This is a genomic window from Salinimicrobium maris, assembly GCF_049680855.1.
In the GTDB taxonomy this organism is placed as follows: Bacteria; Bacteroidota; Bacteroidia; order Flavobacteriales; family Flavobacteriaceae; genus Salinimicrobium.
In genome coordinates, this window is the sequence record NZ_JBMPGS010000001.1 from 854,543 (window position 1) to 869,651 (window position 15,109).

Consider the following 15,109-nt stretch of genomic DNA (forward strand, 5'->3'; position numbering starts at 1 on the left):
ATTATAACTTATGACAATGACAAAGTGACAGTGAAAAATTAGGTTTTAATCTGATGTAAAAAGTGCATTTTCAGAAATTAAAGCAGGATATTTAAAAATTCCTATACTTTTGCAGATACAAAAATAACACCTATGGCGAAGAATTTAGTGATTGTGGAGTCTCCTGCAAAGGCAAAGACTATTGAAAAATTTCTTGGAAAGGACTACAAGGTCGCTTCCAGTTTTGGTCATATTGCCGATTTGCCAACCAAAGAATTAGGGGTTGATACAGATGGAGATTTTACGCCTAAATATATTGTCTCGAAAGACAAGATGGATGTGGTGCGCAAGCTGAAAGGACTGGCGAAAGATGCAGAAATGGTGTGGTTGGCAAGTGATGAAGACCGGGAAGGAGAAGCAATTGCATGGCACCTTGCCGAGGAGCTGAAACTAAATAAAGACAAAACTAAACGTATTGTTTTTCATGAGATCACGAAATCTGCAATCTTACGTGCAATAGAAAATCCTCGCGGGATCAATTATAATCTGGTAAATGCGCAACAGGCCAGAAGAGTGTTGGATCGCCTAGTGGGATATGAACTTTCTCCTGTTTTATGGAGGAAAGTAAAAGGCGGACTTTCTGCAGGAAGAGTGCAATCTGTTTCGGTGCGATTGATTGTAGAGAGAGAAAGAGAGATCCAGAATTTTAAAGCAGAAGCCTCTTTTAGAATAGACGCTGAATTTACTACGGAAGAAGGAAAGTCATTTAAGGCAAAACTTCCGAGAAATTTCGATACCAAAGCCGAAGCAGAACAATTCCTGTCTCAAAATCTCGATGCAAATTTCAAGGTAGCAGACCTTACTACCAAACCGGCGAAAAAATCACCGGCACCACCATTTACAACTTCCACTTTACAACAGGAAGCGGCAAGAAAACTTTATTTTTCGGTTAGTAAGACCATGACAATGGCGCAGCGGCTTTACGAGGCCGGGCATATTACCTATATGAGAACCGATAGTGTTAATTTATCTGATGATGCAAGAAAAGGTGCTAAAAATGAGATTTTGAAGGCCTATGGTGAGAAGTACGCCAAGTCTAGGCAGTTTAAAGGAAAAACCAAGGGGGCGCAGGAGGCTCACGAAGCTATTCGTCCTACAAACTTTGAAAACCATACGGTAAATGCAGAGCGTGATGAGCAGCGTTTGTATGAATTGATCTGGAAAAGAGCCATTGCTTCTCAAATGAGCGAAGCACAGTTGGAACGAACCAATGTGAAAATTGAGGCAGATAAACATGAGAAGCAGTTTACTGCAAATGGAGAGGTTTTGAAATTTGATGGATTTCTTAAAGTTTATCTTGAAGGGAGTGATGAGGAAGATGAGGAAAGAGATGGAATGCTGCCGGCTCTTAAAGTGAACGAGAAATTAGAAAATAATTTTATCACTGCTACAGAAAGATTTACGCGGCCGCCATACAGGTATACTGAAGCTTCTTTGGTTAAAAAACTGGAGGAACTGGGAATTGGTAGACCATCTACGTATGCGCCAACGATCTCCACGATCCAGAATAGAAATTATATTGAGAAAGGTTCTGTAGATGGGACAGAGCGTAGCTATGTGCAGCTTAGCCTTAGTAAAAATAAGATCGACGAGAAAAAATTAACCGAAACCGTAGGGAGTGACAAGGGCAAACTGGTTCCTACAGATGTTGGGATGGTGGTGAATGATTTTCTTGTAAATCATTTTTCAAACATTCTGGATTATAACTTTACAGCTAAGGTAGAGCAGGATTTTGATGATATTGCTGAAGGGAATGAGGAGTGGACAAAGATGATGAGAGACTTTTATAAAGACTTTCATCCGCATGTCAAAGATGTTGCTGAAAATGCCGAAAGGGAAGTAGGCGAGCGGGTACTGGGAAAAGATCCTGAAACAGGAAAACCGGTAAGTGTGAGGCTTGGAAAATTTGGGCCAATGGTCCAGATAGGATCTGTTGAGGATGAGGAAAAGCCAAAATTTGCCAGCCTGGGTCCAGATCAAACTTTAGACTCTGTAACTTATGAAGAAGCAATGGATCTTTTTCAGCTTCCGAAGAAGTTAGGAGAATATAAAGGAGAGGATGTTGAGGTGAACAACGGTCGTTTTGGACCCTATGTAAAATTTGGTAAAAAATATGTCTCCCTGTCGAAGGGAGAAGATCCATTAAGTGTAGATTTCGATCGCGCTATGGAGCTTGTTAAGGAAAAAGAAAAGGCCGATGCTCCAATTTATGAATACAAAGATCTTCCTGTTCAAAAAGGAGTGGGAAGGTTTGGTCCATACCTCAAATGGAATAATATGTTCATTAATGTGAACAAAAAGTATGATTTTGATGATCTTTCGGCGGAAGATATTGAGACACTTATTGAAGATAAGTTGAGGAAAGAACGTGAAAAGGTGATTCATAACTGGGAAGATGAAGGAATTCGTGTTGAGAAAGCGCGATGGGGAAGGTCAAACATTATAAAGGGCAAAACAAAAATTGAATTACCGAAAACTGTAGATGCTGCAAAGCTTAGTTTGGAAGAGGTAAAAGATATTATTGAGAAAAAAGCGCCTAAGAAAAAGGCCGCCAAGAAAACTACAAAGAAGAAGACCACCGCAAAAACTTCTAAAAAGAAGACGACTAAAAAGAAATAATTAATGGATTTTGAATTCTTTACCCCGGTAAATGAGGTTTTAGTCGATGAATTTACAGTATCTCTGCACACTATTGGTGGACAGACGAGGATTCATACTTCGGGTAATTTTCCCAATCTTGAAGGAATTCGGGTTGCACTTTTCGGAGTTTTGGAGGATAGGCTGGATGTTGAGAGAAGTGAAGAACCCTTTAATTTTGATGGAGTAAGACAGAATTTTTATCAGCTATATCCCGGGAATTGGGGCGTTTCTGTGGCTGATCTTGGAGATATCCAAAAGGGGGAAACAGTAGAAGACACCTATTTTGCTGTTCAATCTGTTGTGGCTGAACTAGTCAAAAATGACATTATTCCGGTGATTTTAGGAGGCAGTCAGGATTTGATTTATGCGCAATACAGGGCCTATGATAATCTGGATCAAATGGTCAATTTGGTCAACGTAGACCCACGATTTGACCTTGGGGATGCAGAAAAACCTATTTCCAACAGGTCTTACGTAGGGAAGATCGTGATAAATAAGCCTTACAATTTATTTAATTACTCAAATTTAGGTTACCAGACGTACTTTAATTCTCAAGATGAGATAGAGCTTATGGAAAAGCTGTTTTTTGATGCTTATCGTCTTGGTGAAGTTACCGGAGATATAAGTATGGTTGAACCAGTGATGAGGGATGCGAATTTGGTAGGTATAGATATAAATTCGGTAAGTACGGCGGCTGTAGGAAATTACCGTCACAATTCTCCAAATGGATTCGATGGAAAAGAGATTTGTGCATTGGCACGATATGCGGGAATAAGTGATAAAGTCTCTTCTTTCGGTATCTATGAGATTTCGGCTAAAAGTAATTATCCTTCCTGCAATATGCTCATAGCCCAAACGTTATGGTACTTTGTGGAAGGGGTGAATTACCGTACAAATGAAAATACTATTTCGGCTAAACAGGAGTTTATAAAGTACCAGGTACCCATAGACGATGAGGTATTGATTTTTTACAAAAGTCCGCTAAGCGGAAGGTGGTGGATTGAAATTCCGTATAGTTCAAATTTCAATAATAAATTGAAAAGACATACGTTATTACCTTGCACAAAAGAGGATTATATAGATGCCTGCAATCAAATTTTACCTGAACGCTGGTACAAAACGAAGAGGAAAAACGAAATTTAAATATATATTTGCACAGAATTAGCAGGAGGTATTTAGAGTGAATTATTGTTTATTAGGAAATAAATAAATAGGTTTACTGCCTTAAAGCTAAAGTGTCCTAACTTTGAGAGAAATTATGAGGAAAATTGTTTCGCTTGTTGCTGTTGTTACTTTTCTAGTTGGTTGTGGTAGAGGAGACCAGGGGCAGTTGGTGGGTGCAGAAGGAAAAGAGTGGCATCCAGAGAAACCTTTAGGAATGACCCTTGTTCCTGGGGGTTCTTTTATTATGGGTAAGTCTGATGATGATATCGCAGCCCTTAAAAATGCACCGCCAAAAACAGTTACTGTACGTTCTTTTTATATGGATGAAACAGAAATTACCAATTCGGAATACCGCCAATTCGTAAACTGGGTGAAAGATTCTATTGTAAGGATCAAATTGGCTGAGGAAGCCGAATTCCAAGGTATGACTGCAGCCGACGGCGGCATTGGGGAATATGCATTTGCTGATACAGATCCTGAAAGCATGTCTGTATATGAAAAATACATGTACGACAATTATTATAGTCTGGGAGAAGGTTTTGAAAACCGAAAAATAAACAAGGATGTTCCAATTATTTGGGATACCCGTGATTATCCAGATGAGTATTATGCAGCTATTATGGATACCATGTATATTAGCCCAGAGGAGGCATATAATGGACAGCGCTCTATTGATGTGAATCATTTGAAATTCAGATACACCTGGATGGATGTTTCATCTGCTGCTAGAGACGAACCTGGTAAAAGAGCAGATTATATTCAGACGGAAGAAATTCTTATCTATCCAGATACTACAGTATGGATCAAGGATTTTACTTATTCCTATAACGAACCCATGCATAACGATTATTTTTGGCATGATGCTTATAGCGATTATCCGGTAGTGGGCGTTTCCTGGAAGCAGGCAAGAGCTTTTGCTCAATGGAGAACCTTATATCATAATGCATACAGGAAAAAAAGGGGGACGCACAATGTGAACTCTTACAGGCTTCCAACAGAGGCTGAATGGGAATATGCTGCCAGGGGCGGTCTTGAATCTGCAACTTATCCCTGGGGTGGACCTTACACGAAAAATGATCGTGGATGTTTCATGGCCAACTTTAAACCTTTAAGAGGTGATTATGCAGCTGACCAGGCTTTATATACTGTAGAGGCAAAATCATACGATCCAAATGACTATGGATTGTATAATATGGCAGGAAATGTTGCGGAATGGGTTTTCTCTTCCTACGACCCGGCTTCTTATGAATATTCTTCTTCAATGAACCCATCGGTGAATGACGAATCAAACATGAAAAAAGTTGTTCGCGGAGGTTCCTGGAAAGATGTAGCTTACTTTTTGCAGGTGAGCTCCCGTGATTACGAGTATGCAGATTCTGCCAGAAGTTACATTGGCTTTAGAACTGTGCAGGATTATTTAGGAACAGATGTAACCCTAAATCAATCCAGGTAAATTTTCCAATTCTATTTATTTATCAATAACCTATTACAAAAAGAACTAAACTAAATTATTATGGCACAATCAAGGTCAAGTAAAAAATTAATGAACATGGTGTACGGTTTGGGTGCATCCGTAGTTATTCTTGGAGCACTTTTCAAAATTATGCACTGGCCTTTTGGTAACGAGATGCTTATTTTGGGACTTGTTGTAGAAGCACTTGTATTTGCAGTTTCAGCATTTGAACCTGTGGATGATGAGGTAGACTGGTCTCTTGTTTACCCCGAGCTTGCCGGAGGGGAATCTTCTGTGAAAAGAAGCGAAGTTGTTGTTGAAGACACGCAATCTGAAGGTATGTTATCAAAAAAACTTGATGATCTATTAAGAGAAGCAAAAATTGATGCAGGTTTGATGAGCAGTCTTGGTGAAAGCATCCGTAACTTTGAAGGTGCCGCTAAGAACATATCTCCTACAGTAGATGCAATGGCCTCTCAAAAGAAGTACAGCGAAGAAATGTCTTTGGCTGCAAACCAAATGGAATCATTGAATAACTTGTATAAAGTTCAGGTAGAATCGGCTTCGCGTCAGGCGGAAATTAACGAAGCTGTTGCCGAAAATGCCGGAAGATTAAAAGAGCAAATGGAATCTTTGACAAATAACCTTTCTTCCCTGAATGGAGTATATGGTGGAATGTTATCTGCGATGCATGTAAAAGCTTAGTTGGTTTAAGATTAAATAAACCTATTTATTAAAAATTAAACGAAACTAAAGAATGGCGTCTGGAAAACAAACCCCAAGACAAAAGATGATTAACCTAATGTACCTGGTTTTCATCGCAATGATGGCATTGAACATGTCCAAAGAAGTGCTTACTGCTTTTGGAATGGTAAATGAAAGTCTTGCAGAAACAAATGAAAGAACCACAGAGCGAAATGCGGCTTTGCTGGCCAGTTTAAATACCAAAGCACAGGATCAACCCGCAAAATTTCAACCTTTACTCGAAAGAGCTCAGCAGGTTGATGTATTGTCAGATGATCTGAACAGTAATCTGCAAGAGCTTAAGACGAGGTTAGAAAACAGCGTGGATGATCCAAGAGATTACGAGGCGATGGATAAAACCGATGCTCTTGATGAATATTTCTTTCAAAGTGGAGACCCCAGTGCTGCAGGAAAGGAATTTGTGGATCAAATCGATACATATAGAGAAAATATTATTGCCCTTATAGGGGAACAATTTCCTGATATTGCCGCACAGGTGAGAACCAAATTTAGCACAGAACCTGTTGAGGATAGTGAAGGTGTGACCAAATCATGGCTGAGTTATAATTTTGAAGGATATCCTATGGTGGCGTCCATGACAAAATTTACTCAAATTCAAAATGATGTAAAGACAGTGGAAAGTGAAATCCTATCCAGGTTGCTTTCTGGTCAATTAGAAAGTGAAGTGTCTTTGACGAATTATACAGCAATTGTGATCCCTGATAAAACTGCTTTTTTCAGTGGAGAGAATTTTACCGGAAGAGTAATGTTGGGACGTGTGGATGAAAGTTTACAGTTTGAAAATGTTATTATAAACGGAAGAGAAGTGGAAACCACTTCTGCAGGACAGGTGCAGCTTGATTTTCCTGCGGGAAATGTTGGAGAACAGAAAATCACAGGGGAACTGCAATTTCAGGAGGGAGATTCTATAGTAAGGATTCCGGTTACCAGTTCTTATGCGGTAATTCCAAAGCCTAATTCAGCTGTAATATCAGCAGACAAAATGAATGTAGTTTACCGTGGGGTAGCGAACCCTATGACTATTTCCATTCCTGGAGTTGGGAATGTGTCTGCTAACGCGCCCGGACTTCGATCTGTTGGTGGAGCAGGGCAATATGTGATGGATGTAACTACTTTGCAGGCACGTGAGGTTACTATAAATGTAAGTGGTCAATTGCCTGGAGGAGAGCCAGTAAGTGATAGTAAAACCTTTAGGGTAAAAGATATTCCAAGACCTGTAGGAACTGTTAGAGGTGAATCGGGAACTGTAAGAATGCAACGTAACACTTTGGAAATTGCAACCATTGGTGCTGCATTACCAGATTTTGACTTTGATGTAGACCTTAGGGTAACCGGCTTTAAATTTAGAGTTCCAGGGCAACCTACCGTACAGGTGAGAGGTCAGCAACTGGATGCTTCGGCTAAAGCTGCTTTACGAAGAGCGGGTCGCGGTGAGACGGTACAAATATTTGATGTAGAAGCGCAGCTTGCCGGTGGTACTAATTATAAGCTTAAGCAGGTTTCTCCAGTGGTTGTGGAGTTAACAAATTAAAAAATGAAATTATGAACTGGAACCGATTATTTATTGGATTGTGTGGAGTGCTTGTGTCGGTATCATCTTTTGGTCAAACAAACATTTTAAATGCGAAATCGCCAGAAGATATTGGAGCACCAACCGTGGCAGAGGAAACGTATGGTAAGAATGATCCATTAGAGTATGGATATGTGGATGAAAGAGATGTTTTATGGGCGAAAACAACATGGGAGGTCGTAGACCTTGATGAACGGGTGAATTTTCCGTTGTACTATCCAATTGATACAAGCCAGATAGGTGGTTCCAGAAGATCGCTGTATGATGTTTTAGTGACCAATATCAAAAATGGTAATATTGAGAACATTTATGCAGATTCTTACTTTAATGATAAAAGGACTCTGAAAGATATACAGGCCGCTCTTTCAAAAGTGGATACTACAGATCTTGGTATCGAGCAGTACAACGCGGGAGAAGAGATCGATCAACAGTTTATTAGCAGAAGAGATATTTCTTCGGCAGATCTTGTTGCTTATCACATTCGCGGTTACTGGTATTTTGACAAACGGCAGGCAGAATTGAAATATAGATTGCTTGGTATTGCACCGGTCGCGCCAGATGTTAATTTTATTGACAGCCCCGATGCTCAACCTGTAGAGTTATTTTGGGTGTGGTTCCCCGATGCACGGGAAGTGTTGAATGAAGCCTATGCTTTTAATCCAAACAACTCATCGCAGTCCATTTCCTTTGATCACCTGCTAAATGCCCGCAGGTTTCATGGAACCATTTATGCTGAAGATAATGTGCAGGGAGACCGTAGTGTCAATGAATATATTAGCAACAATGCGTTTATGCAGCTTCTGGAATCAGAGCGAATCAAGGAGCAGATCAGGAACTTTGAACAGGATATGTGGAATTATTAATAGATTCCCATTCATAAATAATAAACGCCTTTCTTCGGAAGGGCGTTTTTTTATTTTTTAATTTTGTGGAATGCTGGATTATATAATTGTAGGGTTTGGCCTTGGAGGAGCAAGTACAGCTTTCAGGCTGGAAGAAATGAACAGGAAATTTGTCATTTTTGAAGATTCATCTGTTAACTCTTCAAAAGTTGCCGGCGGAGTGATGAACCCGGTGATTCTAAAAAGGTTTACCCTCGCCTGGAATGCAGATGAACAACTAAAGGAGAGTAAGCAATTTTACAGAAAACTTGAATTTCATCTAAAAACCAACTTTTTAAGTTCTATCGAACTCTACAGAAAATTCTTTTCAGTAGAAGAACAAAACGACTGGTTTAATGCCGCCGATAAACCCGGTCTCGCCCCCTTTCTCGATACTAACCTAAGGAATCATGTTGCAGACGCACTTCCGGCAGATTATTCCTTTGGAAAGGTAGTAGGAACGGCGAGAGTTGATACTCGTAAGATGCTGGATTCTTACGCTGAATACCTGGAAAGCAATGGGCAACTCAGGAAGTCCAGATTTGCATATAATGATCTAGAGGTTTTTGAAGATTACATTCAGTACAGAGGAATCAGGGCCAAAAATGTCATTTTTGCCGAAGGTTTTGGGGTGCTGAAAAATCCCTTTTTCAACTATCTTCCAATACCCGGAAATAAAGGGGAATATATCATCATTGAAGCTCCCGGCCTTGATCTTGACGTGACGGTAAAAGCTTCGATCTTCATATCTCCATTAGGGAACAATTGTTATAAAATTGGCGCGACGTACAACAACAAGGATAAAACGGTAGGGACAACTGCCGAAGCAAGACAGGAACTGGTAAGCAAGCTGGAAAAACTAATTACAGTGCCTTTTAGAGTGGTAGATCAGGTGGTGGGAATAAGACCATCCACCATTGATCGGCGTCCTGTTGTAGGGCGGCATCCTGAGCATCAAAATATGTACTGCTGCAATGGTTTTGGAAGCAGAGGAGTACTGACAGCCCCGGCAGCTTCCGCAGAATTACTGGCTTTGATTGAAGAAGGAAAGGAGATTTCCGTGGAAATGGACCTCGCCCGCTTTACAAGAAAGCATTATCCTAAGGCTTAGTTTGTTTATAATTCTTATTGTAAGAAAAGAAGAAATTCACCCATATATTTCGGCTTAACCTAATGATGACCGGCATGAAAATGAATAGAGCGGCAACAATGGCAAAGAAGGAATTTAGCAGGGAGCTGTTAAGGAAATAATAGGCTATGATAAAGACGGGAACAGCAAAAGCAACGCCTACAGCATAGCTAACATACATCGCTCCAAAGAAAAAGGAAGGTTCCATTTTAAATTTTGTGCCGCAGTTTGGGCATCGCTCATGCATATCGAAAATCCTGGAAATCTTATAAGGATTTGCTTCTTTATACATATTTTCCTCCTGGCAAACGGGGCAGGAGCCTGTCAAAATGCTATGCAATTTATTGCCTTTCAGGATATTCAATATCTTCATGATGGCTTTTTTTCCGAAGTAAAATTAAGCATCTTTGCAAAAAGAAAGAAGAAGAATGCTAAATATACATAACTTATCTGTTTCCTTTCAGGGCGAGTATCTTTTTGAAGAAATCACCTTTAGATTGGGAGCAGGAGACAGGGTAGGTTTAATTGGTAAAAATGGTGCGGGCAAATCAACTTTGCTGAAGATCCTTTCCAAAGAAATGGAACCCGATACCGGCCAAATCGCGGCAGATAAAGACCTCAAAATAGGATTTTTGAAGCAGGATATAGATTTTGTTGAAGGCCGGACTGTGCTGGAAGAATCTTACCAGGCTTTTGAAGAAATTAAAAAGCTGGAAAAGAAACTGGAGGAGATAAATACACAACTGGCAGAAAGAACAGATTATGAAAGTGATGGTTACCACCAGTTGATGGTAGATCTAAATGATGTGCAGCATCAATATGAGATTCACGGCGGCTATAATTACCAGGGAGAGACAGAAAGGATATTGCAGGGTTTAGGTTTTAACCGAGAAGATTTCGATAAACTTACAGATACTTTTTCAGGAGGATGGCGCATGAGGATCGAGCTGGCCAAACTCCTGCTTCAGTCCAATGATATCCTGTTACTGGATGAGCCTACGAACCACCTCGATATTGAATCTATTATTTGGCTTGAATCTTTTCTGAATAACTATCCCGGTGCGGTGGTCATTGTTTCGCATGACAAAATGTTTCTGGATAATGTTACAAATCGCACCATTGAAATCTCGCTGGGAAGAATCTACGACTACAATAAACCCTATTCAAAATACCTGGTTCTACGGGAAGAATTGAGAGAACAGCAATTAGCCTCTCAAAAAAATCAGGAAAAGCAGATTCAGCAGACAGAAAAACTTATTGAGAAGTTTCGTGCTAAGGCTTCTAAAGCCAGTATGGCGCAGTCTCTGATTAAAAAACTGGATAAGATTGATAGAATTGAGGTAGATGAAGATGATAATAGCGTAATGACCCTCAAATTTCCGGTGTCTGTAGTGCCCGGGAAGGTAGTTGTGGAAGCAGAAAATATTAGTAAATCCTACGGAGATAAAAATGTGCTACAGGGCATTGATCTTCTCATAGAAAGAGATTCAAAAACCGCATTTGTGGGGCAGAATGGACAGGGGAAATCTACCCTGGCTAAAATTATAGTGGGGGATTTGAGTCATAAGGGAAGTTTAAAATTAGGCCATAATGTACAAATAGGATATTTTGCGCAAAACCAGGCCGAATATTTGGACGGTTCAAAGACTGTGCTCGACACAATGATAGATGCCGCAAATGAGAAGAACAGAAGTAAGGTGCGCGATATCCTGGGATCCTTTTTATTTAGAGGTGATGAAGTTGATAAGTATGTAAGGGTACTTTCCGGAGGAGAACGTAACCGTCTCGCGCTAGCAAAACTAATGTTGCAGCCTTTCAACGTGCTGGTAATGGATGAGCCCACAAACCACCTGGATATAAAATCAAAGAACGTTCTCAAAGACGCCTTGATAAGTTTTGAAGGTACGCTCATTCTCGTTTCTCACGACAGGGATTTTCTGCAGGGGCTTACGAACAAGGTGTATGAGTTTAAAAACCATAAGATCAAAGAATATCTTGGAGATATAGATTTCTATCTTGAGCAGCGCAATGTGGAAGATATGCGCGCTATAGAAAAAAGAGATAAGGTACAAAAGGTGGAGACGAAAAATGCCGACAGTAAGCAGGCATATAATGATCAGAAAAAAGCAAAGTCCCTTCAAAACAAGCTTAGTAATACAGAAGCGCAAATTAGCAGGCTGGAAAAGGAATTAAAAACCAAAGATGCGGAAATGGCTGCAGATTATGAAAAGGCAGTGTCAGATCCAAACTACCTGAAGAATTATCAAAGGAAAAGGAAAGAGCTTGATAACTTAATGTCTTCCTGGGAAAAACTACAGGAAGAACTGGAAAGTATTTCATAATCTTTATGATAGAACACTTTTTTCAATGTCCTTATTGCTGGGAAGAAATTTCCATGTTGCTGGATTCTTCAGTGAGACGTCAGACTTATGTTGAGGATTGCGAAATTTGTTGCAATCCCATAGAAGTTTATGTACAATTTGAAAATTACGAATTGCAGGAGTTTCAAGTACAGAGTATAGAGCAGTAAGGAAAGTTGTAATTAGGAAATATTCCTGTAGCTCCTCAGGTAGATTTTCTCTAAATTAGAGAACCAAATCTACATAAAGAATGATATCAACTTTTGAATTTGCAGATAATGTCATTGGAGTAACAGTTAATACAGATGTTGACGACGCCCTAATGAAAAAATTAATCTCTGTTGTTTCTGTTAAAATGGAAGCGCATGGTAAGGTGAGCTTGTTTTTCGAACTTAAGGAAGGAAACAAGCTTTCCTTTAGAGCTTTCCTGAGAAATTTAAAATTTAATCTGAATCACGAAGGAGAATTTAATAAGGTTGCGGTGGTGACAGATCAAAGCTGGGTTAAGAATGCATTTGATTTTAAGGATCTTATAACCGCGGCGGAGATTAAAGTATTCGATAGTGAAAATAGACTCGATGCACTTAGCTGGATTTCCTATTAATTTTTTTCATTTTTTCTTTGGTAGAGAGGAAATCCGTTGTATATTTGCAGTCCAATATCGCGGGATAGAGCAGTAGGTAGCTCGTCGGGCTCATAACCCGAAGGTCACAGGTTCGAGTCCTGTTCCCGCTACTAGCAAAGACAAGGCTTCACAGAAATGTGAAGCCTTTTTTTATTTCATATAGTACAGAATAAGTACAGAATTTGGCTTTTTTAAAAACTTTATATCTTTTACTATCAACTGAATTCATTTGATGCTATATTCTATTGATTTGCTAGAGGACCAAACAATTGCCCTACATGTTTTCTTCTGAAATATAATCGTTAGGATGGTATTCCGTTCTCATTTCTCAATTCTTCTGAGTCAAATCTGACATAAATCTTACTACAAGAGGATAATTCATTTTCATAAACCACTCAGCCCATTCCCCTAAATTCCGCAGAAAAAGCTCCATTACGGGAAATACGGGATCATTCAAAAAATCTTGGACACAACTTCAAAGCTTCCGATTTCCATTTCGCTACCCCTGCCGAAAAGGCAGGAACGCTACATTCCCAATCTCCATCTTTAAAATTAAGTCCGCTTTAAACCCTGCTAAGAATAGAATTTCGGTTTTTCATAGCCCGTTCAGCACATTCCCACTTCATTCCGCAGAAAAAGCTCCATTGCGGGGAAAGAGCTTCACTATAAAAGTCTTGGACACCATCCCCAATTTCTCCTTTCCATTTCGTTAGCGCTTCCCGCTATGCTGGGAAGCGCACTTCATTCCAATTCCAAATCGGGAATGGAGTCCGCTTAATCGGATTTCCATCCTTGCTTTTGGCCCCGCTTCCAATGTTTTTGTACTTCACATAAAGACTTTAGACGCACTTCCGCGCCGTCACTGTCCCTTCCCTTTTTTTGTAAGCAAAATACCAACATTTGGAAGTTGAACAGACTGCATAACCGGTCGTGCCTCCCTTTTATAAGTCTTTATCAATTCCAAATATTGAAAATGTATAAGCAACAAAAAAAGGTAACAGCGACGGCACTACGGGAAGTAAATCTAAAATGAACATTATGAAATCGTACAAGAACATCAGAAAGGAAGCGGGGCCAAAAAAACAAAAAAAGGAAAACGCTCAGGATACAATAAGTAAATCGCTTCAAAAAAATATAAACGGAAACTGCCTGAAAGGTTCAGGTAGTCTATTAAGTAATCTTTAATTCTTTTATTATGAGTACTATCAAAAATCACGTACAGCTAATTGGAAACGTTGGTCAGGAACCAACCATTACCAACCTCGAAAACGGTAAAAAAGTAGCCCGTTTTTCACTTGCCACCAATGAGTATTACAAAAACGACAAGGGCGAAAAAGTGCAAAATACGGAATGGCATACCGTAGTCGCCTGGGGAAAAACTGCAGAAATCATTGAGAAGTATGCAGGAAAGGGTAAGGAAATTGGAGTTAGCGGAAAATTGAAATCCCGTAGTTACGAGGATAACGATGGCATTAAGCGCTATGTTACCGAAGTGGAAGCCAACGAAATCCTTTTGTTAGGCGTAAAGAACGGCAATAATTCAATTGAGTAAATTAAAAACAAAGAGGGCGGTACGGTCGAAAGTCTCGCCCTCTTTCATTATTCACCTTTTAAATCAGATCATAATGGAAACCAAAGTTAATGAAATCGCGATAAGTTATAGTGGAAGTTTAAAAGCAAATTTGCTTCCCAAGATAACCTGTTCCCAAAGTGCTGCAGATTTAGCCTACAGCCAATGGAACAAAGATACTATTGAACTGCACGAGACTTTTAAAATAATGCTGCTCAACAATGCCAATAAGGTAAAAGGAATATATGAAACCTCTAACGGAGGAATAACAGGAACTTTAGTGGATGTCCGCATCTTATTTGCCGTACTGTTAAAGAGCTTGACAACGGCAGTTATTTTGGTCCACAATCACCCGAGCGGAACCTTGACACCGAGTGAACCCGATAAACGGCTGACCCAAAAAATTAAAAAGGCAGGGGAATTATTTGATATTAAGGTATTGGACCATTTGATCCTGATACCTGATGGAAATTATTTCAGTTTTGCAGATGAAGGAATCCTTTAAATGGAAAGCTTATGATTTATCTTAATTTTTCAGACCTGACCGAAGAAGCCCAAAACCGACTTTTGGAGAATTCCAAAAAGGATGTGGAACGAAAATTTGGGAATGATATCCGCACGTACGTAAGAGAAAATTATACCTGCTTTGAGACGATGGTAGAGGAAGAAACATTGCGAAATTTATATTCCTATACTTTCATATTCAACATCTGATTATCTAAACTTTATAGTCCAGCACCTCCAAATTTTTGGAGGTGTTTTTCTGTTCAATTGTCTTCAGTTCAATAAAAATCATTATCTTTATTATGCTGAATTCCAGCATTTAATTTTACGTAGGGTTATCCATTTTTTGACTTTCGCTGATAACCGTACCCATCAAAAAAATACATAACAGGAAATTATTTCCCTGAAA

At 39.5% G+C, this 15,109-nt stretch carries 14 protein-coding genes and 1 tRNA gene; 14 read left to right on the forward strand and 1 reads right to left on the reverse strand.

Annotation, left to right across the window (positions count from 1 at the left end; genetic code table 11):
* The first annotated feature begins 132 nt into the window (after window positions 1-132).
* The 7 genes from topA to ACOV1Q_RS04060 all read left to right on the forward strand — a co-directional run bounded on the left by topA (window position 133) and on the right by ACOV1Q_RS04060 (window position 9,623).
* On the forward strand, window positions 133-2,658 hold the full coding sequence (topA, locus tag ACOV1Q_RS04030) for a type I DNA topoisomerase (RefSeq protein WP_424493148.1): 2,526 nt from the start codon (window positions 133-135) through the stop codon (window positions 2,656-2,658).
* A 3-nt stretch (window positions 2,659-2,661) separates the two neighbouring features.
* Complete coding sequence (locus ACOV1Q_RS04035; protein ID WP_424493149.1) at window positions 2,662-3,822, forward strand: formimidoylglutamase; 1,161 nt, start codon at window positions 2,662-2,664, stop codon at window positions 3,820-3,822.
* A 115-nt stretch (window positions 3,823-3,937) separates the two neighbouring features.
* On the forward strand, window positions 3,938-5,296 hold the full coding sequence (porK, locus tag ACOV1Q_RS04040) for a T9SS ring complex lipoprotein PorK/GldK (protein ID WP_424493150.1): 1,359 nt from the start codon (window positions 3,938-3,940) through the stop codon (window positions 5,294-5,296).
* Between the two features lie 60 nt (window positions 5,297-5,356).
* Entirely contained in the window at window positions 5,357-6,001 is a 645-nt protein-coding gene (gene porL, locus ACOV1Q_RS04045) for a type IX secretion system motor protein PorL/GldL (RefSeq protein ID WP_424493151.1), read from the forward strand.
* Window positions 6,002-6,053: 52 nt separating this feature from the next.
* Window positions 6,054-7,592 (forward strand): type IX secretion system motor protein PorM/GldM, encoded by a 1,539-nt coding sequence (porM, locus tag ACOV1Q_RS04050; RefSeq protein ID WP_424493152.1) that lies wholly within the window; start codon window positions 6,054-6,056, stop codon window positions 7,590-7,592.
* An 11-nt stretch (window positions 7,593-7,603) separates the two neighbouring features.
* Window positions 7,604-8,494: a type IX secretion system ring subunit PorN/GldN gene (gene porN, locus ACOV1Q_RS04055; protein ID WP_424493153.1), complete on the forward strand. Its 891-nt coding sequence runs from the start codon at window positions 7,604-7,606 to the stop codon at window positions 8,492-8,494.
* A gap of 70 nt (window positions 8,495-8,564) precedes the next feature.
* Window positions 8,565-9,623: an NAD(P)/FAD-dependent oxidoreductase gene (locus ACOV1Q_RS04060; protein WP_424493154.1), complete on the forward strand. Its 1,059-nt coding sequence runs from the start codon at window positions 8,565-8,567 to the stop codon at window positions 9,621-9,623.
* Here ACOV1Q_RS04060 and ACOV1Q_RS04065 read toward each other — a convergent pair.
* Window positions 9,613-10,014, reverse strand: a complete 402-nt coding sequence (locus tag ACOV1Q_RS04065; protein ID WP_424493155.1) for a DUF983 domain-containing protein — start codon at window positions 10,012-10,014, stop codon at window positions 9,613-9,615. The two genes, ACOV1Q_RS04060 and ACOV1Q_RS04065, sit on opposite strands and share 11 nt — an antisense overlap.
* A gap of 55 nt (window positions 10,015-10,069) precedes the next feature.
* On the opposite strand from ACOV1Q_RS04065, the gene ACOV1Q_RS04070 reads away from it, so the two are divergent.
* The 7 genes from ACOV1Q_RS04070 (at window position 10,070) to ACOV1Q_RS04100 (ending at window position 14,910) form a co-directional block, all read left to right on the forward strand.
* Window positions 10,070-11,983: an ABC-F family ATP-binding cassette domain-containing protein gene (locus ACOV1Q_RS04070; RefSeq protein WP_424493395.1), complete on the forward strand. Its 1,914-nt coding sequence runs from the start codon at window positions 10,070-10,072 to the stop codon at window positions 11,981-11,983.
* A gap of 5 nt (window positions 11,984-11,988) precedes the next feature.
* Window positions 11,989-12,171, forward strand: a complete 183-nt coding sequence (locus ACOV1Q_RS04075) for a CPXCG motif-containing cysteine-rich protein (RefSeq protein WP_424493156.1) — start codon at window positions 11,989-11,991, stop codon at window positions 12,169-12,171.
* Window positions 12,172-12,251: 80 nt separating this feature from the next.
* Complete coding sequence (locus ACOV1Q_RS04080) at window positions 12,252-12,605, forward strand: SpoIIAA family protein (RefSeq protein ID WP_424493157.1); 354 nt, start codon at window positions 12,252-12,254, stop codon at window positions 12,603-12,605.
* Between the two features lie 58 nt (window positions 12,606-12,663).
* Window positions 12,664-12,736, forward strand: a tRNA-Met gene (locus ACOV1Q_RS04085).
* A gap of 1,085 nt (window positions 12,737-13,821) precedes the next feature.
* Window positions 13,822-14,178, forward strand: coding sequence for a single-stranded DNA-binding protein (locus ACOV1Q_RS04090; RefSeq protein ID WP_189602817.1), 357 nt, complete (start codon window positions 13,822-13,824; stop codon window positions 14,176-14,178).
* Window positions 14,179-14,251: 73 nt separating this feature from the next.
* Window positions 14,252-14,701 carry a JAB domain-containing protein gene (locus ACOV1Q_RS04095; RefSeq protein ID WP_168025956.1) on the forward strand — a complete coding sequence of 150 codons (450 nt, stop codon included), beginning with the start codon at window positions 14,252-14,254 and terminating at the stop codon, window positions 14,699-14,701.
* A gap of 11 nt (window positions 14,702-14,712) precedes the next feature.
* Complete coding sequence (locus ACOV1Q_RS04100; RefSeq protein WP_424493158.1) at window positions 14,713-14,910, forward strand: hypothetical protein; 198 nt, start codon at window positions 14,713-14,715, stop codon at window positions 14,908-14,910.
* The last annotated feature ends 199 nt before the right edge of the window (window positions 14,911-15,109 follow it).

What these genes read in the sequence shown, in the direction of transcription:
- topA (WP_424493148.1), top strand. Translation starts at nt 133, where the DNA reads ATGGCGAAGAATTTAGTGATTGTGGAGTCTCCTGCAAAGGCAAAGACT.
- ACOV1Q_RS04035 (WP_424493149.1), top strand. Translation starts at nt 2,662, where the DNA reads ATGGATTTTGAATTCTTTACCCCGGTAAATGAGGTTTTAGTCGATGAA.
- porK (WP_424493150.1), top strand. Translation starts at nt 3,938, where the DNA reads ATGAGGAAAATTGTTTCGCTTGTTGCTGTTGTTACTTTTCTAGTTGGT.
- porL (WP_424493151.1), top strand. Translation starts at nt 5,357, where the DNA reads ATGGCACAATCAAGGTCAAGTAAAAAATTAATGAACATGGTGTACGGT.
- porM (WP_424493152.1), top strand. Translation starts at nt 6,054, where the DNA reads ATGGCGTCTGGAAAACAAACCCCAAGACAAAAGATGATTAACCTAATG.
- porN (WP_424493153.1), top strand. Translation starts at nt 7,604, where the DNA reads ATGAACTGGAACCGATTATTTATTGGATTGTGTGGAGTGCTTGTGTCG.
- ACOV1Q_RS04060 (WP_424493154.1), top strand. Translation starts at nt 8,565, where the DNA reads ATGCTGGATTATATAATTGTAGGGTTTGGCCTTGGAGGAGCAAGTACA.
- ACOV1Q_RS04065 (WP_424493155.1), bottom strand. Translation starts at nt 10,014, where the DNA reads ATGAAGATATTGAATATCCTGAAAGGCAATAAATTGCATAGCATTTTG.
- ACOV1Q_RS04070 (WP_424493395.1), top strand. Translation starts at nt 10,070, where the DNA reads ATGCTAAATATACATAACTTATCTGTTTCCTTTCAGGGCGAGTATCTT.
- ACOV1Q_RS04075 (WP_424493156.1), top strand. Translation starts at nt 11,989, where the DNA reads ATGATAGAACACTTTTTTCAATGTCCTTATTGCTGGGAAGAAATTTCC.
- ACOV1Q_RS04080 (WP_424493157.1), top strand. Translation starts at nt 12,252, where the DNA reads ATGATATCAACTTTTGAATTTGCAGATAATGTCATTGGAGTAACAGTT.
- ACOV1Q_RS04090 (WP_189602817.1), top strand. Translation starts at nt 13,822, where the DNA reads ATGAGTACTATCAAAAATCACGTACAGCTAATTGGAAACGTTGGTCAG.
- ACOV1Q_RS04095 (WP_168025956.1), top strand. Translation starts at nt 14,252, where the DNA reads ATGGAAACCAAAGTTAATGAAATCGCGATAAGTTATAGTGGAAGTTTA.
- ACOV1Q_RS04100 (WP_424493158.1), top strand. Translation starts at nt 14,713, where the DNA reads ATGATTTATCTTAATTTTTCAGACCTGACCGAAGAAGCCCAAAACCGA.